This is a genomic window from Ectobacillus ponti (genome assembly GCF_024294785.1).
Taxonomy (GTDB): Bacteria; Bacillota; Bacilli; order Bacillales; family Bacillaceae_G; genus Ectobacillus; species Ectobacillus ponti.
The window spans coordinates 83885-108773 of record NZ_JANCLT010000005.1 but is presented as its reverse complement, the minus strand read 5'-3'; the positions used below and the strand labels follow the sequence as shown (position 1 = coordinate 108773).

The following is a 24889-nucleotide window of genomic DNA, read 5'->3' as shown; positions in this document are numbered from 1 at the left end:
ATACTCCCCCCTGTCATGAAGACGATGCTATCAGTGTACCAAATGCAGCCATCTATTTTCCAGAAAATTTTAAAACTTGCCTCGCGGACAGCAGGAAAAACGCAGCTCTCACGAATGGGAAAGCTGCGTTTGCTTCGCTAATGCATCAATTTGCTCCTTAACCTGCTGATAGGCATCCTCCCGTGTTTCGGCAAACACCGGATGAACAGGTGTATCGTATTGGTTTGCCGCATGCTCATAGCGCGGGTCATAATAGTACTCAAACAGAATCTCCACAATACGGTGGACATTTTCGGTATGAAAGGCTTCTTCCGCTTCCATACGGACCCCATCCGGCAAATGTCTGGAAATGCCTTGGAATGCCGCATAAAACTTATCCTTGTATAAATCAAAGCGGTATATCTCACAAATGATGTCGGCCCGCTCTGACATCGGCAGATGCAAACGGATGCGCGTTCCGCCTTCCTTGCCTGCAAGCAGAAACGGCGGCAGCGTAATCCGGCCGATGCGCTTGCTCTCCGCTTCAATAATATAGTACGGAGCATCCTTCAGCTCCTGCAGGCGCCAGTACAACAGACTTTCAAACATCTTCTGCGAGCGCACCTCCAAGCCGATTTGCCCGAAGATGGAGCCACGGTGGCTGGCCAGCCCTTCCAAGTCCATAACCGGGTAGCCCTCCTGCTGCAGGCGCTGCAGGATTTCTGTTTTACCTGTTCCGGTATTGCCCTCCAGCACCAGATACGGCTTCGGATTTGCCGCCGCTTCCTCCAGCCCTTCTGTGACCAGCTCGCGGTAGGAGCGGATGCCGCCTGTCAGCTGCACAACCGGAATCCCCAGCGTACCCATCGTTACCACGATAGACCTGCTGCGCATGCCTCCGCGCCAGCAATAGACAACCATCGGCTTGCCCTGCTCCCCGTAGATTTCCTTCATCCGTTGATAGAACTCCGGCAGCTTGGCGGATAGAATCCCGATTCCAATATCCTTTGCTTCTTCCTGCCCCACCTGCTTATAAGTTGTGCCCACCTCCACCCGCTCTTCATTGGAGAAGATGGGGATATTCAAACTGCCAGGTATACGGAATTCCTCATATTCCGCCGGCGTCCGTACGTCCACAAAAACAAAGTCGCCTGCTAATGCCTCTTGAATCCCAATTGTTGGGACATCAATGGAAAAATTCATACTTTCACCTCGCCTATATGCTGTAAACGAAAAGACACCCACTTCTGAGTGCCTCCTTCATTCTTATTTCGTCTGCTTGTTCATTGCCTGCATCATTTGATTGATTTTCTTCTGAGACGGCTTTTGTCCCATCTGCATCATCATCATTTTCAACATTTGCTCATTCACTGGCGGATTCTTCTTCAAGTAATCCATCATGTATCGGCGCGCCAAATAAAAGCCAAGCGCCACGCCGCCTGCAAGTGCAAGCAAAGCGATTAAGATACCAACCCAAACCGGCATAGTGTTTCCTCCTTCATGTTGTCTACATTACAGTGTACTAAAACCTGCTGAAGAAGACAAGCTTGTATCCGACATTTTTTTGCTATACGTACTTCCGCTCCTGCCTGATCGGATTCAGCCAACCAGACTGTTCGTTCTCATAGTTCAGAGCCAAAAATGTTGCTTCCTGCTTGCGGAGCACTTCAAAAAACATGGCCTCCAGCTCATAGTGTCCGCTGGATTCCAGCACGGCATACTGCCGGTGAAGCGTCAGCTTTGTCCATGCTTGTCCACTTTCCCACAGCCAATGGGTGTTCCCCTCACGCCGGTAGCCCGGGTGGGACCCCAGCGCCTGTTCGGTGCGGTGGTGCAGCTTCAGTGCCGGCAGCGGCTTCGTCACATACTTGATCTGCCGGTACAGCACCTTTTTTTCCGCGAGGGAACGGGAGCGGGTAAATCGGGAAAACAGGTCAAACAACAGCGATTCCCGTCCGAAATACTCTTTGGCGATGTCATGTTGCATTAAGTACAGATGATACGTTTTCACCATGCATCCTCCTCCGCCATTTACAATTCGTCTACATTCTATTATAGAGGCTGTCCTGCGAGGAGATTGTCTGACGGTGGAGCAAGAAACAACTATTTCTGTCGAATCCACGAAAAGCGAAAGCAACCCGCTTAGCCATCCGAAGGGAGGTTCCGGCCGCCTTCCCACATACAAAAAAGCCGGCACACTGTCTTGAACAGTGTACCGGCTTTGCAATCTTACTGCTGCAGCAATGCCTTCGCACGGGCAACCACGTTTTCCACCGTGAAGCCGTACTCCGCCATTATCTTTTCGCCAGGAGCGGATGCGCCGAATGTATCAATGCCAATCACATCTCCGTCAAGGCCGACATAGCGGTGCCAGCCAAGTGTGGCGCCCATCTCAATTGCCAGACGCTTTGTCACATTTTTAGGCAGAACAGATTGCTTATAAGCAGCATCCTGTGCTTCAAAACGATCGAAGGATGGCATGCTGACAACAGAAGCGTCAATGCCTTCCTGCGCCAGCGCCTTTTGCGCCTCTACTGCCAGGCTAACCTCGGAACCGGTTGCCAACAGCAGCACATCCGCTGTTTCCTTTTGCGCTGGAGACACAACATAAGCACCCTTGGATACTTTTTCATATGTGTTCTCCTTCGCACCTTCCAATGCCGGCAGGTCTTGACGTGTCAGCACCAACGCTGTTGGTGTATCCGTGGACTCCAACGCCAAACGCCAAGCTGCAGAAGATTCGTTTCCATCTGCAGGGCGGATGATGCTCAGGCCAGGCATGGCGCGCAATGCTGCCAGGTGCTCAACCGGCTCATGCGTCGGGCCGTCTTCCCCAACTGCAATACTGTCATGTGTGAGCACATACGTCACAGGCAGCTTCATCAGCGCCGCCAAGCGAACTGCCGGGCGCAGGTAGTCAGAGAATACGAAGAACGTGCCGCCAAATGTTTTCAAGCCGCCGTGCAGAGCAATTCCATTCATGGCAGCGCCCATTGCAAACTCACGCACGCCATACCAGATGTTTTTGCCGCTGTAGTCATTGCGGGAGAAATCACCCATGTTCTTCATGTACGTTTTGTTGGAGCCAGCCAGGTCGGCAGAACCGCCGAAAATAGCCGGAACTGTCTTCGCAATGGCTTGAATCGCATCACCGGAAGAAGAACGTGTCGCTGTCTTTGTGCCAAGCTCATATGCCGGCAGAGCATCGCTCCAGCCCTCAGGCAGGCGTCCCTCAATGGCAGCGGAGAGCTCGGCTGCCAATTCCGGGTGAGCCGCTGCATACTGCTTGTACAGGGCATCCCATTCCGCTTCCTTCTTCTCGCCTGCTTCCTTGATGACAGAACGGAAGTGTGCGTATACTTCGTCCGGAACGTGGAAATCGTTCTCAAATGTCCACTTGTACGCTTCCTTCGTCAGTCTTGTCTCTTCCTTGCCGAGCGGAGAGCCGTGGGAGGAAGAGCTGCCTGCTTTATTCGGAGAGCCGTAGCCGATTGTTGTGCGCACCTCAACCAGAGTTGGACGTGTTTCGTCTGTTTTTGCTTCAGCAAGCGCTCTTGTCAGTTCTTCGATATCGTTTCCATCTTCTACGCGAACATATTGCCAGCCGTATGCCTGATAACGCTGCTCCACGCTTTCGGAGAAAGAACGGTGCAAATCGCCATCCAAAGAGATATCATTGGAGTCATACAGAACAACAAGGCGACCAAGCTGCAGGTGTGCTGCCAGCGAAGAAGCTTCTGCGGATACACCCTCCATCAGGTCGCCATCGCCGCAAATCACATATGTATAGTGGTCTACTACATTGAACGCATCACGGTTGTATTTGGCTGCCAAATGGCGTTCTGCCATAGCCATGCCGACTGCAGTCGCAATTCCTTGTCCAAGCGGGCCAGTTGTGCAGTCCACACCAGGTGTGTGGCCAACTTCCGGATGGCCCGGTGTTTTGCTGCCCCATTGACGGAAGCTTTTCAGGTCATCCACCGTAACATCATAGCCGGACAAATGCAGCAGGCTGTACAACAGCATAGAGCCGTGTCCCGCAGACAACACAAAACGGTCGCGGTTGAACCAGCTTGGATTGCTTGGGTTATGATTCATGAATTTTGCCCATAATGTATAAGCCATCGGTGCTGCACCCATTGGCATGCCTGGGTGGCCGGAATTTGCTTTCTCAATGGCATCGATGGACAAAGTCCGGATGCTGCTGATGGAAAGCTGTTCAATTGTTTGTGACATACTGCTTCTTCCTTTCAAAAAGAGAGTTGTGAGAGCCTCAACATATTTATATGATAGCCCGATGTGAGGAAATACACAACCGCTATGTCGCCTTTTATCAGAAAAGAAGAAGAGAGTGGCGCTCCAAAGAGAAAGAAAGCCCTTTCTTTTTCAGAATTCACATGAGATAATATTAAATTATAGAATTTTCTGTATTTTACAGAAGCACGGCGAAGAGGCTCCGCGGACTTTGGATGTCTGCCGCAGCATGGTATGCAGGGCTACTCCCCGCGAAAGGAGAAGCTGTCTTCTTCCGCATAAAAAAAGACGGCTTTCGCCGCCCCTTTAGTTCAGGATGCTCCCCTGCTGCTTCAACAGCTTCAGCTTATCAGGTGTTACATCGTTCCCTTTATCATCAACGATTGTCATCGACTTCAGCTGGTCCAGCATATGGCCGCGGAATATTTGCAGGTATTCCTGGCGCAACGCTTGGCGTTCCTGCTGCTCAGCCTCTGTCAGTCCTTGTGTTTTCGCTTTTTTGGCAAGTTCATTGATACGTTGCAGTTTGTCTGCGCTCAGCATATCAGATCTCCTTTCAGTTGCGATGCTACTCATCATACAACAGTTATTCTCATATATCAAGTGCTTGCTTCATATGCTCTGTGTAACGCCGATGAACCGTTGCTTTCGACACATCGTAGCCAAAGCCGCGCAGAGTTGCAGCGATTTCCGCGAAAGTCAATTCGTTGCGGCGCAGCCTGACAATTTCCTCAATCGGCACTTCCTTTTTATCCCGCCCGCCGCTTGCCTGGCGGTTTTGCAAATTCAGCTCCGGCCGGAAGCCGTTTTCCACGGCGCGCTTCATGCCCCGTTTAATTTTCAGATTGTGGATTTTCCGCTGATATTCCTCCACAATGCCGATGATATCAAGCACCATGGAGTCGGCATCCGACAGCTGCAGCTCTCCGTTATGGTCGTGCGTATAGACAAGCACACCCTCCTTCTTCAGACAGTGCATCAGCGCAATTTTGGCGTTGCCCCGCCCGAGCCGGGTTTCGTCTTGAATGAGCAGCACCTCCCCTCCCTCTTCGCGGATTGTATCAAGCACCTCGAGAATCCCTTCACGTTCAATTTCATAGCCGCTTGCCTGCTCCTCAATGATTTTCACGACATGAAACTCATGCTGCTCCGCCAGTGCCAGCAGTTCTTCCTTTTGCCGCAGCAGGGATGTCTCCTGTGCCTCCTTCGTTGTGCTGACCCTCGTATAAATAATGGCATTCACTCCACGTTTTCCCTCTCTTCACTGTTTTCTTCATTATAACATAGAAAGAGCCTTCCACGAACTTATGTTTGTGGACTAGGAAATGGTATGGTATACTAAAGCTAGAATTTTCTACACAAAATGAGGTGTAAGCGATGGAGAAGCTGACGAAGCGACAGCAGGATATACTGAGTTTCATCAAGCAAAAGGTACAAGAGAAGGGCTATCCGCCTTCCGTTCGGGAGATTGGCGAAGCAGTCGGACTTGCATCAAGCTCAACCGTTCATGGACATCTATCGCGTCTGGAGGAGAAAGGATACATCCGCCGCGATCCGACAAAACCGCGGGCCATCGAAATTCTGGACGAAGAGCTGTATGCAACTGCCAAGCATCCCGTTGTCCATGTCCCCATTGTCGGCAAAGTGACAGCAGGCCCGCCGATTACAGCTGTGGAAAACGTGGAGGACCTGTTCCCGTTGCCGGCCAGCCTTGTCCCGAGCTCCGATCATGTCTTTATGCTCCGCGTGTCAGGGGACAGCATGATTGAAGCCGGCATCCTGGATGGTGACCTTGTAGTCGTGCGTCAGCAACAGTCTGCCAACAACGGGGAGATTGTGGTGGCGCTGACGGAAGAGAACGAAGCAACTGTCAAACGCTTCTATAAGGAAGAAACACACATCCGCCTGCAGCCGGAAAACGCCCTGCTGGAGCCGCTCTACTTACAGCATGTGTCCATTGTCGGCAAGGTTGTGGGAGTATACCGGGATATTCAATAAATGAGATGCCAAAGAGCCGGTTCACCTATGTGAGACCGGCCTTTCTTTGCTTAGGAATATTTCCCCAAGCAGCCATCCCTTTCCCATAAAATAAGAGTGCCCGCATAGGCTCCTTCCGTCAACAGCACGGCCTCAACAGCTTCCATTACAAAAGCCGTAACCTTCCTGCTCAGAGGGCGCTATTCCGGCTTTTCCAGCTGGAGCGGCTCTTCCATCCAGCCATGGCGAATCATAATCTTCGCCCCTTTATGGGCGTATTCAAAAATATCCTTCATGAAAACAGTCATCTTGGCGGGCAGATCATTCCGCAGGCTGAAGGCTGTACCCAGCGAGTTTCCTCCCATGGAAAAGCTGCAGAACAGGCTGATGCAATACATCATGAGCTTGTCTGAGAAAGGAGCATCCGTCGACAGTGTAAGATTCCCGACCGAGGATTCGGGAGATTGCACCCCGCTTTTTTGAAGCACATGCCGCAGTTCTTCAATGATGCTTTCTGCAAGCTTCGCACCTTCACGGAAAAAGCTTCTTGCCTCTTCTTCCTGAGCGACTTGCGCAAACCCCATAATGAGCTGCTTTCCTATTATATTTGCTTCAATGGAGTGATAAATATGGGCAAGCTCCACTGTATTCAGTGTACGCTTTTCATGAAACAAATCCGCAATGGGATTGCCGCTTAAATAACGGGTGCTCTCGGCAAACTCCACCGATTGCGGCATCGCAATATACGGAGGCCGTGCCAGTATCCCTTTCTCCAGCAGATATCCCGAGCAAAGTGCGTAGTACTTCTGTGTAATGGCCGTTAAGTCCTTAAACAGAAGTATTAAATCTTCACGGTATACCATTGTGATGTTCAGCGCATGCATGCCCATGCTGATTTCCTTCATCAGCCGGATGAACATGATATCAAAGCCATTGTCATACAGTTTTGGTGCATTCTGCTCCACATCCTGCACAGTAAATCCTATAGGCACCGCTGCCCCCTCTTCTTGAAAGATTTCTTTCATTCTTTCCGCATAGGGGTGGGCTTCCCCATACAATCCCTTCATGATGCCCGCAGCTTTTTCATCATCCGCTCTGGCAATGAAATACTCCAGCATACGTAAAATCATGGTTTTTTGTTGATAGGTAAGCCATAATACCCCAAGCTCCGATGAAGTAACGGCAGGTCTCTCAGGCATTCAGATTTCCTCCAATAGGTTTATTCATATCCCTATTATGGATAATTTTCGCAGCTTTCATCCTTTTCCTCTATCATGGGTTTGTGCAGATGTCGTTGCCTGAGGCTGTGTGCCGCGGCTTATACCAATTGCGAAAACATGCGGAACTTTTTCTAAAAAACAATACCAAATGCAGGAACTCAGGATGTGCCAAAACACATAGACCCCCCCTTTGATGCATAGACATCAAAGGGGGGGTTATGTTTCATTTTAATAGATGCTCATGTATTGGTCGCGTTCCCACTGATGCACTTGTGTACGGAACATATCCCACTCAATTTCCTTCGCTTCAATGAAGTGATCCAGCAGGTGCTCACCGAGTGCGCCGCAGATGACTTCATCCGCCTTCAGGTTGTTCAGCGCATGTGCCAAAGTTGCCGGCAGATCCGCGATGCCTGCCTTCTCACGCTCTTCACGTGTCATGACGTAAATGTTGCGGTCAACCGGTGCCGGTGCAGCAATCTTGTTCTTCACACCATCGAGGCCCGCGGCCAAGAGAACAGCCATTGCCAGATACGGGTTCGCTGCCGGGTCAACGCTGCGCACTTCTACACGTGTGCTTAGGCCGCGGGATGCCGGGATCCGGATCAGCGGGCTGCGGTTGCGTGCAGACCATGCCACGTAGCAAGGTGCTTCGTAGCCTGGAACGAGGCGCTTGTAGGAGTTGACTGTCGGATTTGTCACAGCAGTAAAGCCTGGCGCGTGCTTCAGCACACCGGCGATAAAGTGCAGCGCTGTTTCGCTCAGCTGCAGTTGTCCGCCTTTCTCATCATAGAACGCATTCTCATTGCCGCGGAACAAGGACAGGTTGCAGTGCATGCCGGAGCCGTTCACACCAAACAATGGCTTTGGCATGAATGTCGCATGCAAACCGTGCTTGCGGGCGATGGTTTTAACCACCAGCTTGAAGGTTTGGATGTCGTCACATGCCTTCAGCGCATTTGCATATTTAAAGTCAATCTCGTGCTGGCCAGGCGCCACCTCATGGTGAGATGCTTCAATTTCAAAGCCCATTTCTTCCAGTTCAAGCACGATATCGCGGCGGCAGTTCTCGCCAAGATCTGTTGGAGCCAGGTCAAAATATCCGCCGTTGTCATTCAGCTCAAGCGTCGGATTGCCCTTCTCATCCACCTTGAACAGGAAGAATTCCGGTTCAGGCCCAAGATTGAATTCCGTGAAGCCCAGTGCTTCCATTTCTTTGAGAATGCGCTTCAGGTTATTGCGCGGGTCACCCTCGAACGGTGTGCCATCCGGATTATAAATGTCACAAATCAAGCGTGCTACTTTTCCTTTTTCAGCAGTCCAAGGGAAGACAACCCAAGTGTCCAAGTCCGGATACAGGTACATGTCAGATTCTTCAATGCGGACGAAGCCTTCAATTGAGGAACCGTCAAACATCATTTTGTTGTCCAATGCTTTTTCCAACTGGCTTACCGGGATTTCTACGTTTTTAATGATACCAAGCAAATCTGTAAACTGCAGTCGGATATACTTTACATTCTGCTCGCTCGCCATGCGAAAAATATCGTCTTTCGTATACTTTGCCATCGATTTGTCCTCCTAGTCCAAGCTTATATAAACTAAATGAAACCCAACTTAATGGAAGAAACGAGACATATCTCCCTGCCGCAGGGATGTGCGGTTGAAGCGTCCTGCCTGCTGCAGTTCTTCCCGAAGCAGCTTGCGCAATTCAGCATCCGAGAGTTGTTTGCGTTCTTCCGTTTCGGCCGCCGCAGACAGCGGCTGCTCACTTGCTTCCTTCAGCTGCAGTACTTGCTTAATGCCGGCAAGATTTAAGCCTTGGTCGAGCAAGTCTTTAATTTCCAGAAGCTTATCCACATCGTGAAATGAGAACAAACGACGGTTTCCCTCTGTACGCGCAGGTGATATAAGCCCGTTCTCTTCATAGTAGCGAATTTGGCGCGCTGACAGCTGAGTCAAATTCATCACAATACTGATGGGAAACAGTGGAGTCGAACGTCGGTCTTGGTTGCTCACCTATGCTCCTCCTTCGCCTTAACATGGCTTTATTTTATCTTATGTTATGTCAAGTGTCAATAAATGTTAGTTAATCTCACATAATTTTCATAAATTTGTAAACATATAGAAATGCCTATAAAGCTAGAGAAAGCTGCCTTAGCGGGCAGCTTTCCTATTTTCTAACGGAAGCAGCTGCCGCTCAAGCAGCGTATCGACCGCAGAACAAATTGCAATTTTCACATGGGCATATGTCAGGCCACCTTGTACGTACGCTACATACGGCGGGCGGATCGGCCCATCTGCAGACAGCTCAATGCTCGCTCCCTGGATAAAGGTGCCGGCCGCCATAATGACGTCATCCTCGTAGCCCGGCATATAGTTTGCATATGGTGTAAAGTGCGAATTAATCGGCGAAGCAAATTGAATTGCCTGGCAAAAAGCAATCATGCGCTCCGGGTCATCAAATTGCACAGACTGAATCAAATCCGTGCGCGGCGCATCCCAACGCGGCGACGTATTCATGCCCAGACGCTCCAGGAAAGCCGCTGTAAAGATGGCTCCCTTTAAAGCCTGTCCTGTTACATGCGGCGCCAGGAAAAAGCCCTGATACATTTCCTGCAGGCTGTAGAGAGAGGCCCCTGCCTCCGCTCCAATGCCCGGGGACGTCAGCCGGTATGCGCATGCTTCCACATACTGCTCTTTCCCGACAATATAGCCTCCCGTCTTCACGATGCCGCCGCCCGGATTTTTAATGAGCGATCCGGCCATTAAATCCGCCCCGACATGGCACGGCTCCCATTCTTCCACAAACTCCCCGTAGCAGTTGTCCACAAACACGACAACGTCCGGCTTGATTTCTTTTACAAAACGGATCATTTCCTGAATCTCCGCCACAGTGAAGGATGGCCGCGTCGCATAGCCTTTCGAGCGCTGAATACCGATCATTTTTGTCCCGGCATGCATGGCTTCCCGGACTGCATCGAAGTCCACCCTTCCTTCAGCTGTCAAGTCCACGGCGCGATAGCCGATGTTGAACTCCCGGAAGGAGCCGATGCCTTTGCCGCGGATGCCCACAATTTCCTCCAGGGTATCGTACGGCTTGCCGGTCATATACAGGAGTTCATCGCCCGGACGCAAGATACCGAACAGCGCGGTGGAGATGGCGTGTGTGCCGGAAATGATTTGCGGGCGCACGAGGCCGGCCTCCGCACCGAACACATCCGCATATACCTTCTCCAATGTATCACGGCCGATATCATCATAGCCGTAGCCTGTTGTCGGGATAAAATGGCTGTCGCTGATTTTATGCTTCCGGTAGCTTTCCAGCACCCGGAATTGGTTGCTTTCCACAACCTCGTCAATGCGCTTGTGCACACCGGCGATCATTTCTTCTACTTCCTGTACGAACGGGGCCATGACAGCCCCGTGCTGTAAACGATCAAACATTCTTCTCCTCTGCTCCTTTTCTTGCTGTATATTTCTGTATCGGTCCGTTTAAAGGGGAATTGGCGAAGATATAGCCTTTACATGTGTAGGTATGCTGCTCTTCATCAAACACAGTCTCTTGTAAAACGGTCTCCGTGCGAAGCTGGGTGAGCAGCCTTCCTTCCGATGCCGGGACCTTCACACGGTACGGCTGCATCAAGGACAGCATTTCCTGCTCAATCTTCCGCTTCAGCCTATCCAAATCCCCTGCTTCAAACGCGCTGATCAGCACATGCTCGCGCTTTGGCGAGGGCAGGAAGGAGGAATGGACGGCATCCTTCTTGTTGTATACGGTCAGAGACGGAATCCGCTCCACTTCGAGCTCATGCAGCAGCTCATTCACCGTCTTCTCATGGCCGACATAGTTGGCATCCGCTGCATCCACAACGTGTAAAATAAAGTCTGCCTCGTTCACTTCCTCCAACGTTGAACGAAATGCCGCCACAAGGGCTGTCGGCAGGTCTTGAATAAAGCCGACCGTGTCTGTCAGCAGCACCGTATAGCCGCATGGCAGCTGCATTTTGCGCGTGGTTGGGTCCAGTGTGGCAAACAGCAGGTTTTCCTCAAACGTATCTGCCTGCGTCAAGCGATTGAAAATGGTGGATTTGCCGGCATTTGTATAGCCGACCAATGATACCTGAAACGCATTGTTTGTCTTTCGGCGCTCCCGGTAGCGCTTGCGGTGCTCCACCACAACAGAGAGCTGCCCGCGGATCTCATCAATGCGGGAACGAATATGGCGGCGGTCGCTCTCCAGCTTCGTTTCCCCGGGCCCTCTGGTGCCGATGCCGCCGCCGAGACGGGACAGCGCCTCTCCTTGTCCGCTCAGACGCGGCAGGGCATATCGGAGCTGCGCCAGCTCCACCTGCAGCTTTCCTTCGCGCGATTTGGCGCGCTGGGCAAAAATGTCCAGGATGAGCTGCGTGCGGTCAATGACGCGCGCCTGCAGCTCATTGGACAGATTGCGGATTTGGCTTGGCGAAAGCTCGTTATTAAAAATGACAACATCCGGCTCCAGCTCTTCCACAGAAGCCGTCAGCTCTTCAAGCTTTCCTTTTCCAATATATGTAGCGGGATGAAACTTCGGGCGCTTCTGCGAGGTCATCAGCAATACCTCGCCGCTTGCTGTTTTGGTCAGCGAGGCGAGCTCTTCCATCGAATGGGCAAAGCGTTCATCATCTTCGTGCGGCAGTTGACAGCCGACTAATATCGCTTTTTCGTTCAAATATCCTCACTCTTTCTTTTCCAAACTTGAGTCTTCTACTATAATAGCAGAGGAAGCATAAATCATCCAGTTGCTTATCACCCAGGGGGAGAGGATTACTACGTGACATGGGACTTATTCAGCATCATCGGGACCATCGCCTTTGCAGTGAGCGGTGCCATTGTTGCCATGGAAGAAGAGTATGACATTTTCGGCGTATACATTTTAGGAATGGCCACTGCTTTTGGCGGCGGAGCGGTCCGGAACTTATTAATAGGATATCCGATTGATGCACTTTGGAAACAGAACCTGCTGTTTCAAATTGCCCTGCTGTCCATGACCATTATCTTTTTATTTCCAAGCAAGCTCATGAAGCATTGGAAGCGCTGGGAAAACATCACGGATGCCATTGGCTTGTCTGCCTTTGCCATTCAAGGCGCCCTGTATGCCCAGAAGATGGGGCTGCCGATTTCCGCTACGATTGTTGCCGCAGTTTTAACCGGCACGGGCGGCGGCGTCATCCGTGACGTGCTGGCCAAGCGGAAACCGCTTGTGCTGCGCGCTGAGGTATATGCCTTTTGGACAATTATCGCCGGCTTTCTCATCGGTGCCGGCTTAGTGACGTCATCTGTCGGCCTGTATGGTCTGTTCCTTGCTCTTGTGGCGCTGCGCATGCTTTCCGTGCACTACAACTGGCGCTTGCCATCCAAAAGCAGCGCCGTCGTGAAAAACAACCTGCACAACAAGAGCATGTAAGTCCGAAAAACAGTCTGGCCCCAGACTGTTTTTTTCATGGGAAAATGACCATACTACCGGCAAGGGGGTGTTTCAGATGACCAACCATGTGAAAAAAGGCAAGCAGCGCAGCTCTGTGAATCAGTATGGGGATTCGCCAAACTCCTCACGCGCCAAAAGCGATAAAATGGAGCGGAGCCATCAGCTTCGCCAGCAGCAAGGAAACGACTGATCAGGGGGGCCTATATATGGCAAAAGGAAATCGGCAAAAAAACCGCGGCCTTGCGCAATCCGTCAGTGTAAACCCTCAGGGGCTTACGCCGGATGAGGCATCCCGCGATCCAAAAACGGCTTTGGAGGCACGCGCCAAAAACAGCAACACAAGAATTTAAGTGAAGAACCGCCCAGCTTCAGCTGCGCGGTTCCTCTTCCACCTGCAAATCCAGACTCGCAATGGTCATCAGGTCGTATTTGTCGTAGGCATCCTGCAACAGCAGACGCATCGCCTGATGGCGGATGGATTTTTCCACAATGTTGCGGACGTACCGCCCATTGCTGAAGGCCGTGAGCTGCGAAGAATACTTCACCGCATTCAAATGGTCCCGCAGCTTCCACTCCGCCTCCTTCGACAGCTGATACTCCCGCTCTTCATACATCCGTTTGCCGATATCAAGCAGTTCGCTGACGGAATAATCCGGAAACTCGATGATGAAGGGAAAACGTGATTGCAATCCGGGATTCAAGGATAAGAAATGATTCATTTCCCGAGAATAGCCGGCTAAAATCAACACAAAGTCATGCTGCTTATCCTCCATATGCTTCACCAGCGTATCAATCGCTTCCTTGCCAAAGTCCTTCTCGCCGCCCCGCGCGAGAGAATACGCCTCATCAATAAACAAAATGCCGCCCATCGCCTTCTTAATCAGGTCCCTTGTCTTCTGGGCCGTATGCCCGATATATTCTCCCACCAGGTCAGCCCGCTCCGCTTCAATGAGATGCCCTTTTGACAGCACATTCATTTGATGGAGCAATCTGCCGATGATGCGGGCCACTGTTGTTTTTCCGGTGCCGGGATTTCCCTTAAACAGCATGTGCAGCACTTGCTTATCCGTTTTCAGCCCCGTTTCCTGCCGCTTCTTGTTCACATAAATCCACGCATAAATCTCTTTAATAATCCGCTTCACATCCTCCATGCCAATCAGTTTGCCCATTTCTTCCTCAATTTGGGTCAGCATTTCATGCTTGGTTGCTGTCTCGCCCGGAAGCACTGCTTTTTGCGGCGGCGGGGCAACAGGTGTTTTTGCCCGGTTGTTCAAGACAATATTGATCTGGTTATGATTCTTCTTTCGCATGGACTGTTCCATCTTCGCGCACCTCCAGCCTCCCCATCCCTTTTTTCACCTATCCGCTGTAACAAAGCAACATTTCAGCGTTCTTTTCTGTTATAATCTAGAAAAGCGATAAGGTGGTGGGATGATGGAAACAAAACGTATCCAGAATGAAGAGCTTGCCCATACGGTACAAGCCTTCGCAGCTTATTTAACAAGCAAGGGAAGAAAATCATCGACAATCAAACGCTATGTGTATGACATCGAAAACTATGTGGCCTGGCTGGAAAAAAATCAGAAAGTTTCTTCTAACAATATATGGGCGAACTTGCGCACACAAGACTATGAAAATTATTTTTTTGATTTAAAGGAAAATCGGCATTACTCTGAGAAAACCATGCACCGCGTCCTCATCGTGCTGAATCGGCTGTATCAATTCCTGCAGATGGCCAATCCTGGTCTGGCCAATCCGATTAAGGACATGGAGCTGGTCATCCAGCCGGACCGCGCTCTCCGACCCGAGGACTTCATCACTGCTGCCGAAGAACAGAGGCTGAAGAGTGTGCTCATATCCCTGGACGGCTTGTCAGAGAAACAACTGCCGGCCCGGCCGCTTCTCATCGACCGGAATGTGTGCATCCTTATGCTTCTCCTCGATTACGGCCTATCGCTGCAGGAGCTCGTCTCACTCAATATGCAGCACGTCCATTTCGAAAACAACACACTCACCATTCCTCCCGTTTCCGGCATCGTCCGTACCATTACCTTGACCGAAGAAGATAAGAAAAAGCTGTATACGTACTACAAAACGATTCCTGAGCCGGTCCGGCCGGCCTATCATACAAACGATCCTTTATTCGTCGCCTTTGACTTTAACCGCAACACCTACCGCTGGGTATATGAGAACGATGCACCAAAGGCGCTTACGGAAATTGCCGTACAGAAAATGATCCGCCAGGAGGTCGCCCGGGCCGGGCTGCGAAAGGGTATTTCCGGCCAGCACTTCCGCAACACCTTTATTCTCCGCCTGATTCAAAGCGGCGTCAGCGAACCCGAGATTATGAAGCGGGTCGGCTTTAAAACGAAGCTCTCCTTGAAGCGCTACTATGATTACGCAAAAAATAACCCCCTCTGAGGAGGGGGCTTTCGTATGTACTATTCCAATTCAATGGAAACGTTCTTTTGCGGCATAAACGTAGAAATGGCATGTTTATAAATCAACTGCTGCTTGCCGTCTGACTCCAGCAGAACAGTAAAATTGTCAAAGCCCTTAATCAACCCGCGCAGTTGAAAACCGTTCAGCAAATACAGCGTTACGAATGTATTGTCTTTGCGGAGTTGATTTAAAAATTGGTCCTGAATGTTAATAGATTGCTTCATGTCGAATCCTCCTCTTTTTCTCTACCTACATCTTATTCGACTTCAGTTGCAGTTTTCCTGCTGCGTACCGCAAAATTTCTTCGGTTTTCCCGCCGTTTGTCACATCAAACCACTCCACATCCAGCTTGTTGCGGAACCAGGTAAACTGGCGCTTCGCATAACGGCGCGAGTTCGTTTTCAACGCCTCCACCGCCTCCTCCAGCCCGATATGGCCATCCAAATATGCATACAGCTCCTTATAGCCGATAGCCTGAATGGACTGTGAACCGCGGATGCCCCGCTGAAATAACGCCTGTACTTCCTCCAGCAGCCCCTGCTGCATCATAAGATCAATGCGCCGGTTAATGCGATCATATAGTTTTTCCCGTTCCATTGTCAAACCAATGAGCGCTGCCCTGTATAACAGCTTCTGCTCCTGCCGTTCCAGCCCCTCGCTCATGGTCCGTCCTGTCACAGCATAAATCTCCAAAGCGCGGATCACACGGCGCACATTATTCGGATGGATGCGTGCCGCACTTTCCGGATCCGCCTCCTGCAGCATGCGGTGCACCGCCTCCGCGCCTTCTGCCTCAGCCTTCTCTTCCAGCTGCCGGCGCAGCTCGGGATCGCTGTCCTGTTCCTCGGAGAAGATATAATCATACAGCACTGCTTGTATGTATAATCCGGTTCCGCCTACAATGATCGGCAGCCTGCCTCTGGCCGAAATGTCCCGGATATGCCCACGGACAAGGGCTTGAAATTCCGCGACGGAAAAGGAATCTTCCGGATCACGGATGTCAATCATATGATGAATCACCCCGTCCATTTCCTCCTGTGTGACTTTCGCCGTGCCGATATCCATGCCGCGGTAAATCTGCATGGAGTCGCCGCTGATGACCTCACCGTCCAACTGCTTCGCCAAATCAATACCCAGCTTCGTTTTTCCGACCGCTGTCGGGCCGACAATGACAATCACTTTTTCTGCTGCACTCTCTCCCATTGCTTCCACTCTCTTTATCCAAGTTATACATCTGATAATTATAACCATTTTTCCGCATTTTAAAAGAGTAATTTAAAAATCTATGAATACGGTATGTGAAATAATACACTGTAACGAAAATGTCACAGGCAAATAGCATGTGTTGTACATTCTCATCATAAGCTGTATTAGAACAGAACAGATAGGAGGCATTGCTCATGGGCAACCATATGGCCGCTGAGCAGCTCCGGTCTCTGACAGAGCAATTCATCGTGTTTACCTCCCAGAGCCGTCCGCAATGTTCAGAAGAAGAGCTGCTGTTTTCACTGAATTGCTTGCTGCGCGCCCTGCATGCGGCGCTGCCGAACGTAACGGACGAACGGGATATCAGCTATATGGAAACACGTCTTCACACAGCATATAACCTCATTACCGGGCACACTGTTTTCCCTTTTTGAAAACGCTCACAAAGCTGTAACTTCTTTCACACAGGAAACCATCCCAGCCTGGCGAATGTTATACCTAAGGGGGTGAAAATCATGACTGCTGCAGTCAATCTTTCCACAATTCGAAAGGTAGTCCACCTGCACGATGAATATCAAGTGAATTCCTTTCTGCATGACGGTTGGGTCCTGTTGTCTGTCGGCACTGTGGTAAATGGCGATACAGCCACTGTTGTCCACATTCTGGGCCGTGACATGGAAGAAGGGCCGGAAGACGAATTCGATAAATTCTTATGTGAATATATCTCATAATCCATTGAACCAGGAGATGAACCCGCTTATGCACTGCCGTCATACTTAGAAACGCCAGCCTGTAAGAACGAGGGCTGGCGTTTTTATCATGGGCTTTTACGGAATGTGCTTGCAGCATTCTTTGCAAGAAGGACGGAATGATTGACAATTGCATGATGCACTTCTTACAATAACAAAATCAGACATATATCAGACCCTGATACAACTATGTAAAGAAGAGGAAGAATACGATGAAGCAGCAATTGAAACGAGAACTGCTGCCGCGCCATGTACAACTGATGGCCATGGGCGGCATGATTGGAACCGGTATCTTCAAAGGAAGCGCGGATACCATTTCCGCGGCCGGGCCCGGCATTGTGCTGGCCTATATCTTTGCCGGCATTTTGCTTTTTATTGTCATGACAGCATTGGCTGAAATGGCCCTTGCTTATCCGGGACGCAACCTCCAAGGCCTCGTTCATCTGGCCTTTGGCTCCCGCGTCTCCTTTTTAATCGGCTGGCTCTACTGGCTGCAATGGGTGCTTGTCATTGTGGTGGAAGTATTGGCGGGCGCCAGCTTTCTGCAATATTGGCTGCCTGCCGTGCCGCTGTGGCTGCTGCATCTGCTGTGCGCGGCCCTGATTCTGTCCATGAATGTGTTCAGTGTAAAGCTGTACGGCGAAGTGGAATTTTGGCTCGCAAGCATCAAGATTGCCACCTTGATCGTGTTTATCGTGCTTGGCGGCGCGCTTTTGTTCGGGCTGTTTCCCGGCCATGAAGGAATGTACCTGCAGAATTATACCGGACACGGCGGCTTTCTGCCAAAAGGCTGGAGCGGTGTGTTCACCTCCCTGCTCCTGGTCGTATTCGCCTTCGGCGGTTCTGAGCTGATCGGCCTTACTGTCACCGAAACAAAGGACGTGGAGCGGACGCTGCCGAAGGTGATTAAGAGTGTGCTGCTGCGGGTTGTGTTATTTTACACCTTGCCTTTGCTTGTCATCACCGGCTTGATTCCTTGGAACACCATCGGCGAACAGGGCAGCCCGTTTGTCCAAGTCTTCTCCGCCACCGGTTTGCACGGGGCTGCTCATGTCATGAATTTTGTGCTGCTGACAGCGGTGCTTTCCGCGGCAAATTCCGGGATGTATGCCACCTCCCGTATGCTGCACGCGTTGGCGCAAACAAACGAAGCGCCAAAGCTGTTCGGCCGCCTGTCCCGCCATGGTGTTCCGATTTGGGGAATTCTGGCAAGCGGCATAGCGCTGTTGCTTGGCACAGTCGTGGCCTACGCTGCCCCGGAGCATGTATTTGCCACGCTGATGGCTATTCCCGGTTTTACGGTGCTCATCACCTGGACATGCATCTGTCTGGCACAGTATAAACTCCGGAAGCAATATCGTCAGCTTCCAAGCTTCCATGTGCGGATGTTCCCATTCAGCACCTTGCTGGCAGCCGGTGTCCTCATGGTCGTATTTGTCTCCTTTTTATTTACGGGAAATGCTGCAAGCACTGCGCTCAGTGTTGGAGTTGTCCTCTTTCTTCTGCTGCTGTCACAATTTGCAGCGGGTAAAAGATGAGTGCCTGTATCCCGTTCGACCAAAGTTGAAAGCCAAACACCCCGCCGGCGCATCCGGCGGGGTGTTTGGTTGATCTCTACATGACGCGCTTGAACATTTTTTCCAGCTCATATGTGGAGTGGTGCACGATAATCGGACGGCCATGCGGACAGGTGTAGGGATTGCTTACCTTCCGCAAATCCTCCAGCAGCGCAAAGATTTCGTCATGCTTCAGGTACTGGTTGGCCTTAATGGACGCCTTGCAGCTCATCATGATGGCAGCTTCCTCCCTCAGCTTCTTCACATCCGCACGCTTTTGCTGCAGCACCTGCTGCAGCAGTTCCTCGATGATTTCCTGCTCCTGCCCCTTCGGAAACCAGGTCGGGTGCGAACGGACAATATAGCTTTGATGCCCGAACGGCTCCATGAATACCCCCACCCGCTTCAGTTCATCCAGCTGCTCCTCCACCCGGAGGTACTCCTGCATGGACAAATCAATGCGGTACGGAATCAGCAGCTCCTGTACATCAGGTGCCACCCGCCCGACCTTCTCCCGGAAATACTCATAGTTAATCCGTTCCTGGGCGGCGTGCTGGTCAATGAGGTACAGACCCTGGTCATTTTGCGCCAGAATGTAGGTGCCGTGCATCTGGCCGATTGGGTACAACGGCGGCAAATCGTTGCCATCCATTGCGATAGTCTCCAGTTGCTCCTCATATGCTTCTTCAGACTCCTCGTGTATAACCTGCGTATGCAGTTCGGGATCCAACTGCGGCTCAGCGTACTCCGCTGCAGGCGGGATCGGGAGCTCCTCTTCAGGAAAATCCATAGCCAGCGGCTGATTTTCCTGAAGCATGCCCAGCGGCAGCTGTATTTGCGGTTCGGCTGCGCGGGCATGCTCAAAGCGGAAGCTCTCCTGCACACTCACATCCTTTGGCTTTGGCTTCACGTTCGCCACGGCATCCGGGATGAGCTGCACCTGCTGGAATGCGCCCTGCAGCGTGGCCTCAATAAGCTGCATCAGCTCCTGCTCCTTGCTGAAGCGCACTTCCAGCTTGGCTGGGTGAACATTCACGTCAACAAGCATCGGGTCCATCTCAATATGCAAGAGACCGATGGGATAGCGGCCGATTGGCAGAAGGGTGTGATAGCCCTGCTGCACGGCCTTCATCAGGACATAATTGCGGACATAGCGTCCATTCACCATCGTGGAGAAATAATTCCGGGAAGCCCTTGTCACCTCCGGCAACGTGACGTAGCCTGTAATGGTGAAATCCAGGGATTCCCCTTGAATGGGAATCATCTTTTTTGCCGTTCCCACACCGTAAATGGCCGCCAGCACCTGCCGGACATCACCATTTCCGGATGTATGCAGCAGCTTCTTGCCGTTGTGGAACAGACGGAAGGACACCTCAGGATGCGCCAACGCCAGCCGGTACACAAGGTCGGTAATATTGCCGAGCTCAGTATTGATGGTTTTCATATATTTTAAGCGGGCCGGCGTATTGAAGAACAGATTGCGTACGGTAATATCCGTTCCCTTGCGGCTTGCCGTTTTTTCCTGCTTCAGCAGCTCGCCGCCCTTTAGCACAATCCGTGTGCCCGGTCCTTGGCCTGTACTTGTCACGAGCCCCAGCTCACTGACAGAAGCGATGCTCGGCAGCGCTTCGCCGCGAAAGCCAAGCGTGCGGATCCGGAACAAATCCTTCTCGTCCCGAATTTTGCTGGTGGCATGCCGGGCAAAGGCTGTTTCCACGTCGTCCGACTCAATGCCGGAGCCGTTGTCGATGATGCGGATTTCCGCAAGACCGGCTTCCTCGACATGAATTTCGATTACAGAGCTGTCCGCATCAATTGCATTTTCAGCCAGCTCCTTCACAACGGATGCCGGGCGCTCCACTACTTCGCCGGCGGCAATCAGGTTTGACAGCTGATCATCCAGCTTACGGATTTTCCCCATCCTTTCACCCCTTCTTCAATTGCTTTTGCAGCTTATACAGTACGTTCATGGCATCAAGCGGCGTCATATCCAGAAGGTCCAGCTGCTGAATCTTCTCCAGGACTTTCTTCTCTTCCGCCCCAAGCACCGCTTCCTTCCTTGCTTTCGGCTCGTCCAGGGTGAAGAAAGAGAGCTGCGCTTCAGCCGCCTGCTCCGGCAGCGGTGCAGGCACAGGCTGAGCAGGCGGTACAGCCTTCGCCGTTTCGGCTGCCTGCCCTTCCAAGGAATACAGCACTTCCTTTGCCCGCGCAATCAGAGATGCCGGAAGCTCAGCCAATTCGGCAACATGGATGCCGTAGCTCTTATCAGCTGCCCCTTCCTTCACCTTGTGCAGGAAGACAACCTTGCCATTCTCTTCTACGGCAGATACATGCACATTGCGCAGCTGCGCGAGCTCTTCCTCCAGCACAGTAAGCTCGTGGTAATGCGTGGAAAATAATGTTTTCGCACCAATATGCTCATGAATATGCTCAATAATGGCCTGCGCCAGCGCCATGCCGTCGTATGTGGATGTACCGCGGCCGATTTCATCAAACAAAATCAGGCTGTTTTGCGTCGCATTGGCAATCGCATTTTTCGCTTCCAGCATTTCTACCATGAATGTACTCTGGCCGGAAATGAGATCATCTGCCGCCCCAATTCTGGTAAAGATTTGGTCGAATACAGGCAGCACTGCTTCCCGCGCCGGCACAAAGCAGCCAATCTGGGACATCACAGCAATGAGTGCCATCTGCCGCATATACGTGCTTTTCCCGGACATGTTCGGACCTGTAATGAGAAAGACATTCCGTCCCTCCGGCATATCGCAGTCATTCGGCACATACGTCCGGCGCTCGAGCACCTTCTCCACAACGGGATGGCGGCCCTCCTGCACGAAGATTTCACGCTTGTCCGTTAAAACAGGCTTTACAAATTGCTCTTCCTCGCTGACCGTGGCAAAGCTTTGCAGCACGTCGAGTTCGCTGACGATTTTGGCAAGCTGCTGCAGCGCCGGGATATAAGCCTTCACCTGCTCACGAATTTCTGTAAACAAATCATATTCCAGCTGCACAATCTTTTCCTCAGCTCCGAGAATCATGGCCTCTTTTTCCTTCAGTTCATCGGTAATGAAACGCTCGGCGTTGGCGAGCGTCTGCTTCCGTTCGTAGCGTCCTTCCGGCAAAGCGGCAAGATTGCTGCGTGTCACCTCAATATAGTAACCGAAAATACGATTGTAGCCCACCTTCAGCGACTTGATGCCTGTCAATTCGCGCTCGCGCCGCTCCAGTTCAGCGATCCAGGACTTTCCATTCTTGCTGATGTAACGGTACTCATCCAGCTTCCCGTGATAGCCATCTTTAATAATATCGCCTTCCTTGACAGAGAGAGGCGGATTCTCCTGAATGCTTCGCTCAAGAGAGTCCACAAGGTCTGCACATGGATCTGCTGCAGCCACCAGGTTCGACGCATATGGATTGCCCAGCTCCTGTATCAGCTGCAAAATCGCAGGCACCTGCAGCAGGGAGCGCTTCAGCTGCAGTAAATCCCGGGCATTCACGCTGCCGTACGCCACCTTCCCGGCAAGACGCTCCAGGTCATACACTTCCTTTAAGCGCTCTTTTAAATCCTCACGAACGAAATAGTGCTCCAGGAAAGACTCCACCATACCGTGGCGCTGGGCAATGGCCTCGCGCTGCACAAGCGGGCGTTCCATCCATTGCTTCAGCATCCGGCCTCCCATGGCTGTCTTTGTTTTGTCCAGCAGCCATAACAGCGACCCAGTCTTCTCCTTCGTGCGGATTGTTTCCGTCAGCTCCAGATTGCGCTTGGAGTGAACGTCGATTTTCATAAATTGATGATTGTAGTACAGCTCCACCGGCTGCAGGTGCGCCAACGAGCGCTTTTGCGTCCGTAAGATATAGCGGAACAGCCGTCCGACAGTTTCAGTCAGCTTCGCCTGTGCCAGGTGTTCCGTCAAATGCAACAGACCCTCCGGCACTGTGGCATCCGCTTCATGGGAAACCGTCAGCTTCAGCTTCTCTGTCACCCTGCTGAGCTCATCTGCCGCAAAGGCCGGATCCACTACTATTTCCTTCGCGCCCAACGCATAAATCTCAAGCACCACATCTTCTATTGCTCCACTCAGCAGCGTGACGCTGGTTTGCCCGGTTGTCACATCATTGCAGGCCAAGCCGTAGGAGCCGTCCGGGAACCGTGTAAGCGAAACAAGGAATTGATTCGCCTTTTCCTCAATGGACTTTCCTTCCATCAGCGTGCCCGGTGTAATCAGCTGCACAACTTCCCGGCGTACAACGCCCTTGGCTGCCTTCGGATCCTCCACCTGTTCGCAAACGGCCACCTTATAGCCTCTTTCAACGAGAGTTTCAATATAATTGCGAGCCGAGTGATGCGGCACGCCGCACATCGGGATGCGTTCCCCGCCGCCCTCACGGCTAGTCAGTGTAATCTCTAATTCATGGGCTGCTTTGATGGCATCCTCGAAAAACAACTCATAAAAGTCGCCTAAACGAAAAAATAAAAAGGCATCACGATAGTCTGCCTTGATTTCTAAATATTGCTGCATCATGGGTGTATACTGCGCCATAACTCTCCCCCAACTTCCAATGTTTCTACCTACACCATTATAGCATGAACCACCTATTAAAACAGAAAAAAGCTAGGAAGATATCTTCCTAGCTGTATGTCATTCTTCTTCTGCATCAAGGATGAAGTTCGGATCCAAATCCTCAAACTCTTCATCATCCACATCATAGCAGTCGTCATCATCCTGGCAGCCGTCCGGATTCACACGAACGCACAGCTTCGTTTCGCCGACAACCTCCACGAGAAACTCGCGCTCAACCGTAACAATAATCTTGTTGCCATTCGGCGAAATGGCGGCTTCCAGGCAGTTTGGATGCTGCATCACCCGGGCAATAATCTCTTCTTCCTCACCCGTAAAGTTTTCATCGCGGTAGCGCACTTTCACGTTGTCTTTGTAGTTTACGCGCTCAGTGCATACTTCCGTTTTTGTGTTGTCATCGTAGGAAAACCATGTGTTGATTTCGTACCAGCCTTTTAACTCCACATGCTTCCCGCACTTTTTTGCTTCATATACGTGGTTGATCACCCAGCAGCCCAAGATGCTGGTTGGATCATCCTTCGGGTGGACTGTATGCGTGCTCTTCGTATACTTCCGCCCCTTGCCGACGACAGCTTTCGCCATAATCTCTCTATATTCGGACATTCCAAACCCTCCTCAAACAGATGTTCATTTCATCATATGCGTGACATATGCGGAATGTGCTATCATTCTAAAAAAAGGACGAGGGATGTACAGCCTTTCCTGCAAAGCTGTATAGTTCATTGTATGCACAGGCGCCCAAATATGTTCTTCTTTTTCCCGCTGCCGTCTCATGCTTCATATGTATCAATATATAAGCATCCATTTGTACCCTTGACCGCATAAAAGATTTGCTGCACCTCCAGCTTTCGGCTCCGCAGCTCAGCCAGCAGCCATTCCTCCGAGATGCCGTTGCGGCTCATATGCTCCCACATGATTTCTCTTTCTACAATCAGCTCCACCGGCAGCTGTGTTGTTTCCGCTGCCAAAAGCCCGGCATCCCGTCTCGTAATATGCCGGTATGACTCCTTCTTCGAAACAGACAAGGAACCATCTGTTTCCAGTATAGCCAGCTCCACTTCCTCTATATTAAAAATCCCCTGGCTGCGCAGCCCGCGCTTCAAGTCCTCCAGGGTATACCGTTCTCTTCGCATGCTTTCCTCCAAAATTCGCCCTTCTGCAATGATGACGGCAGGCTTTCCCTCGAACCATTCGAGGATGCGCCGGCTGTGAAGCCCAAGCAGGCTCATCGCGTATACAATAGCCGCAAATACGACAAATGAGACAATAAAATATAACAGCTTAATCTTCAGGTTAAAGATCGCATTTCCTGCAATGGAGCCAAGCGTAATGGCTCCTGCAAACTGGTCATTCGTCATCTGGGACAGCATCCGTTTGCCGATGGTGCGCATAATGAGAATTAAAAAGCCAAAGGTGAGAACAGCACGCACTACAATTTGCAATATGTCCACCACAGGCA

26 protein-coding genes are annotated in these 24889 nt (G+C 51.3%); 8 read left to right on the top strand and 18 right to left on the bottom strand.

Annotation, left to right across the window (positions count from 1 at the left end):
- Window positions 1-108: 108 nt before the first annotated feature.
- The 6 genes from mnmH to NK662_RS11160 form a co-directional block, all read right to left on the bottom strand.
- The gene (mnmH, locus tag NK662_RS11185; RefSeq protein ID WP_254759021.1) at window positions 109-1182 is read right to left on the bottom strand and encodes a tRNA 2-selenouridine(34) synthase MnmH; all 1074 of its coding nucleotides are present in this window, start codon (window positions 1180-1182) and stop codon (window positions 109-111) included.
- 63 nt (window positions 1183-1245) lie between these two features.
- Window positions 1246-1464, bottom strand: a complete 219-nt coding sequence (locus tag NK662_RS11180) for a YneF family protein (RefSeq protein WP_254759020.1) — start codon at window positions 1462-1464, stop codon at window positions 1246-1248.
- Between the two features lie 82 nt (window positions 1465-1546).
- Complete coding sequence (gene sirA / locus NK662_RS11175; protein ID WP_254759019.1) at window positions 1547-1990, bottom strand: sporulation inhibitor of replication protein SirA; 444 nt, start codon at window positions 1988-1990, stop codon at window positions 1547-1549.
- Window positions 1991-2208: 218 nt separating this feature from the next.
- The gene (tkt, locus tag NK662_RS11170) at window positions 2209-4215 is read right to left on the bottom strand and encodes a transketolase (protein WP_254759018.1); all 2007 of its coding nucleotides are present in this window, start codon (window positions 4213-4215) and stop codon (window positions 2209-2211) included.
- A gap of 324 nt (window positions 4216-4539) precedes the next feature.
- The gene (locus NK662_RS11165) at window positions 4540-4776 is read right to left on the bottom strand and encodes a DUF896 domain-containing protein (RefSeq protein ID WP_254759017.1); all 237 of its coding nucleotides are present in this window, start codon (window positions 4774-4776) and stop codon (window positions 4540-4542) included.
- Between the two features lie 49 nt (window positions 4777-4825).
- Window positions 4826-5476, bottom strand: coding sequence for a YneB family resolvase-like protein (locus tag NK662_RS11160; protein WP_254759016.1), 651 nt, complete (start codon window positions 5474-5476; stop codon window positions 4826-4828).
- 134 nt (window positions 5477-5610) lie between these two features.
- Between NK662_RS11160 and lexA the strand changes: the two genes are divergently transcribed.
- The gene (gene lexA / locus NK662_RS11155) at window positions 5611-6231 is read left to right on the top strand and encodes a transcriptional repressor LexA (protein ID WP_254759015.1); all 621 of its coding nucleotides are present in this window, start codon (window positions 5611-5613) and stop codon (window positions 6229-6231) included.
- Window positions 6232-6410: 179 nt separating this feature from the next.
- On the opposite strand, the gene NK662_RS11150 is transcribed toward lexA, so the two are convergent.
- The 5 genes from NK662_RS11150 to hflX all read right to left on the bottom strand — a co-directional run bounded on the left by NK662_RS11150 (window position 6411) and on the right by hflX (window position 12138).
- A complete protein-coding gene (locus NK662_RS11150; protein WP_254759014.1) occupies window positions 6411-7409 on the bottom strand; it encodes a DUF3231 family protein in 999 nt (332 codons plus the stop codon).
- Window positions 7410-7658: 249 nt separating this feature from the next.
- Window positions 7659-8996: a type I glutamate--ammonia ligase gene (gene glnA, locus NK662_RS11145; RefSeq protein ID WP_254759013.1), complete on the bottom strand. Its 1338-nt coding sequence runs from the start codon at window positions 8994-8996 to the stop codon at window positions 7659-7661.
- A gap of 48 nt (window positions 8997-9044) precedes the next feature.
- Window positions 9045-9395 (bottom strand): MerR family transcriptional regulator, encoded by a 351-nt coding sequence (locus NK662_RS11140; RefSeq protein ID WP_254759247.1) that lies wholly within the window; start codon window positions 9393-9395, stop codon window positions 9045-9047.
- Between the two features lie 189 nt (window positions 9396-9584).
- Window positions 9585-10874, bottom strand: a complete 1290-nt coding sequence (locus NK662_RS11135) for a methionine gamma-lyase family protein (protein ID WP_254759012.1) — start codon at window positions 10872-10874, stop codon at window positions 9585-9587.
- Window positions 10867-12138, bottom strand: coding sequence for a GTPase HflX (gene hflX, locus NK662_RS11130; RefSeq protein WP_254759011.1), 1272 nt, complete (start codon window positions 12136-12138; stop codon window positions 10867-10869). Before hflX ends, NK662_RS11135 begins: the two co-directional genes overlap by 8 nt.
- Before the next feature lie 102 nt (window positions 12139-12240).
- On the opposite strand from hflX, the gene NK662_RS11125 reads away from it, so the two are divergent.
- From NK662_RS11125 to NK662_RS11120, 3 genes are all read left to right on the top strand, one after another.
- Complete coding sequence (locus NK662_RS11125) at window positions 12241-12873, top strand: trimeric intracellular cation channel family protein (protein ID WP_254759010.1); 633 nt, start codon at window positions 12241-12243, stop codon at window positions 12871-12873.
- Between the two features lie 76 nt (window positions 12874-12949).
- The gene (locus tag NK662_RS23580) at window positions 12950-13084 is read left to right on the top strand and encodes a hypothetical protein (RefSeq protein WP_279664338.1); all 135 of its coding nucleotides are present in this window, start codon (window positions 12950-12952) and stop codon (window positions 13082-13084) included.
- Between the two features lie 16 nt (window positions 13085-13100).
- Entirely contained in the window at window positions 13101-13244 is a 144-nt protein-coding gene (locus NK662_RS11120) for a hypothetical protein (protein WP_254759009.1), read from the top strand.
- 18 nt (window positions 13245-13262) lie between these two features.
- Here NK662_RS11120 and spoVK read toward each other — a convergent pair whose 3' ends face one another.
- The gene (spoVK, locus tag NK662_RS11115) at window positions 13263-14216 is read right to left on the bottom strand and encodes a stage V sporulation protein K (protein ID WP_254759008.1); all 954 of its coding nucleotides are present in this window, start codon (window positions 14214-14216) and stop codon (window positions 13263-13265) included.
- Between the two features lie 112 nt (window positions 14217-14328).
- Between spoVK and NK662_RS11110 the strand changes: the two genes are divergently transcribed.
- Window positions 14329-15315 carry a tyrosine-type recombinase/integrase gene (locus tag NK662_RS11110; RefSeq protein WP_254759007.1) on the top strand — a complete coding sequence of 329 codons (987 nt, stop codon included), beginning with the start codon at window positions 14329-14331 and terminating at the stop codon, window positions 15313-15315.
- Window positions 15316-15335: 20 nt separating this feature from the next.
- On the opposite strand, the gene hfq is transcribed toward NK662_RS11110, so the two are convergent.
- Both hfq and miaA read right to left on the bottom strand, forming a co-directional pair.
- Window positions 15336-15560: an RNA chaperone Hfq gene (gene hfq, locus NK662_RS11105; RefSeq protein ID WP_254759006.1), complete on the bottom strand. Its 225-nt coding sequence runs from the start codon at window positions 15558-15560 to the stop codon at window positions 15336-15338.
- Between the two features lie 25 nt (window positions 15561-15585).
- Window positions 15586-16539, bottom strand: a complete 954-nt coding sequence (gene miaA / locus NK662_RS11100; RefSeq protein WP_254759005.1) for a tRNA (adenosine(37)-N6)-dimethylallyltransferase MiaA — start codon at window positions 16537-16539, stop codon at window positions 15586-15588.
- A 197-nt stretch (window positions 16540-16736) separates the two neighbouring features.
- On the opposite strand from miaA, the gene NK662_RS11095 reads away from it, so the two are divergent.
- From NK662_RS11095 to NK662_RS11085, 3 genes are all read left to right on the top strand, one after another.
- The gene (locus NK662_RS11095; protein WP_254759004.1) at window positions 16737-16976 is read left to right on the top strand and encodes a hypothetical protein; all 240 of its coding nucleotides are present in this window, start codon (window positions 16737-16739) and stop codon (window positions 16974-16976) included.
- Window positions 16977-17057: 81 nt separating this feature from the next.
- Complete coding sequence (locus tag NK662_RS11090) at window positions 17058-17273, top strand: hypothetical protein (protein ID WP_254759003.1); 216 nt, start codon at window positions 17058-17060, stop codon at window positions 17271-17273.
- A 230-nt stretch (window positions 17274-17503) separates the two neighbouring features.
- On the top strand, window positions 17504-18829 hold the full coding sequence (locus NK662_RS11085) for an amino acid permease (protein ID WP_254759002.1): 1326 nt from the start codon (window positions 17504-17506) through the stop codon (window positions 18827-18829).
- A gap of 76 nt (window positions 18830-18905) precedes the next feature.
- Here NK662_RS11085 and mutL read toward each other — a convergent pair whose 3' ends face one another.
- From mutL to NK662_RS11065, 4 genes are all read right to left on the bottom strand, one after another.
- A complete protein-coding gene (mutL, locus tag NK662_RS11080; RefSeq protein WP_254759001.1) occupies window positions 18906-20768 on the bottom strand; it encodes a DNA mismatch repair endonuclease MutL in 1863 nt (620 codons plus the stop codon).
- A gap of 4 nt (window positions 20769-20772) precedes the next feature.
- Window positions 20773-23391, bottom strand: coding sequence for a DNA mismatch repair protein MutS (gene mutS, locus NK662_RS11075; RefSeq protein ID WP_254759000.1), 2619 nt, complete (start codon window positions 23389-23391; stop codon window positions 20773-20775).
- A 99-nt stretch (window positions 23392-23490) separates the two neighbouring features.
- Window positions 23491-24033 (bottom strand): outer spore coat protein CotE, encoded by a 543-nt coding sequence (cotE, locus tag NK662_RS11070; RefSeq protein ID WP_254758999.1) that lies wholly within the window; start codon window positions 24031-24033, stop codon window positions 23491-23493.
- Between the two features lie 167 nt (window positions 24034-24200).
- Window positions 24201-24881, bottom strand: coding sequence for a DUF421 domain-containing protein (locus tag NK662_RS11065; RefSeq protein ID WP_254758998.1), 681 nt, complete (start codon window positions 24879-24881; stop codon window positions 24201-24203).
- Window positions 24882-24889 lie beyond the last annotated feature (8 nt).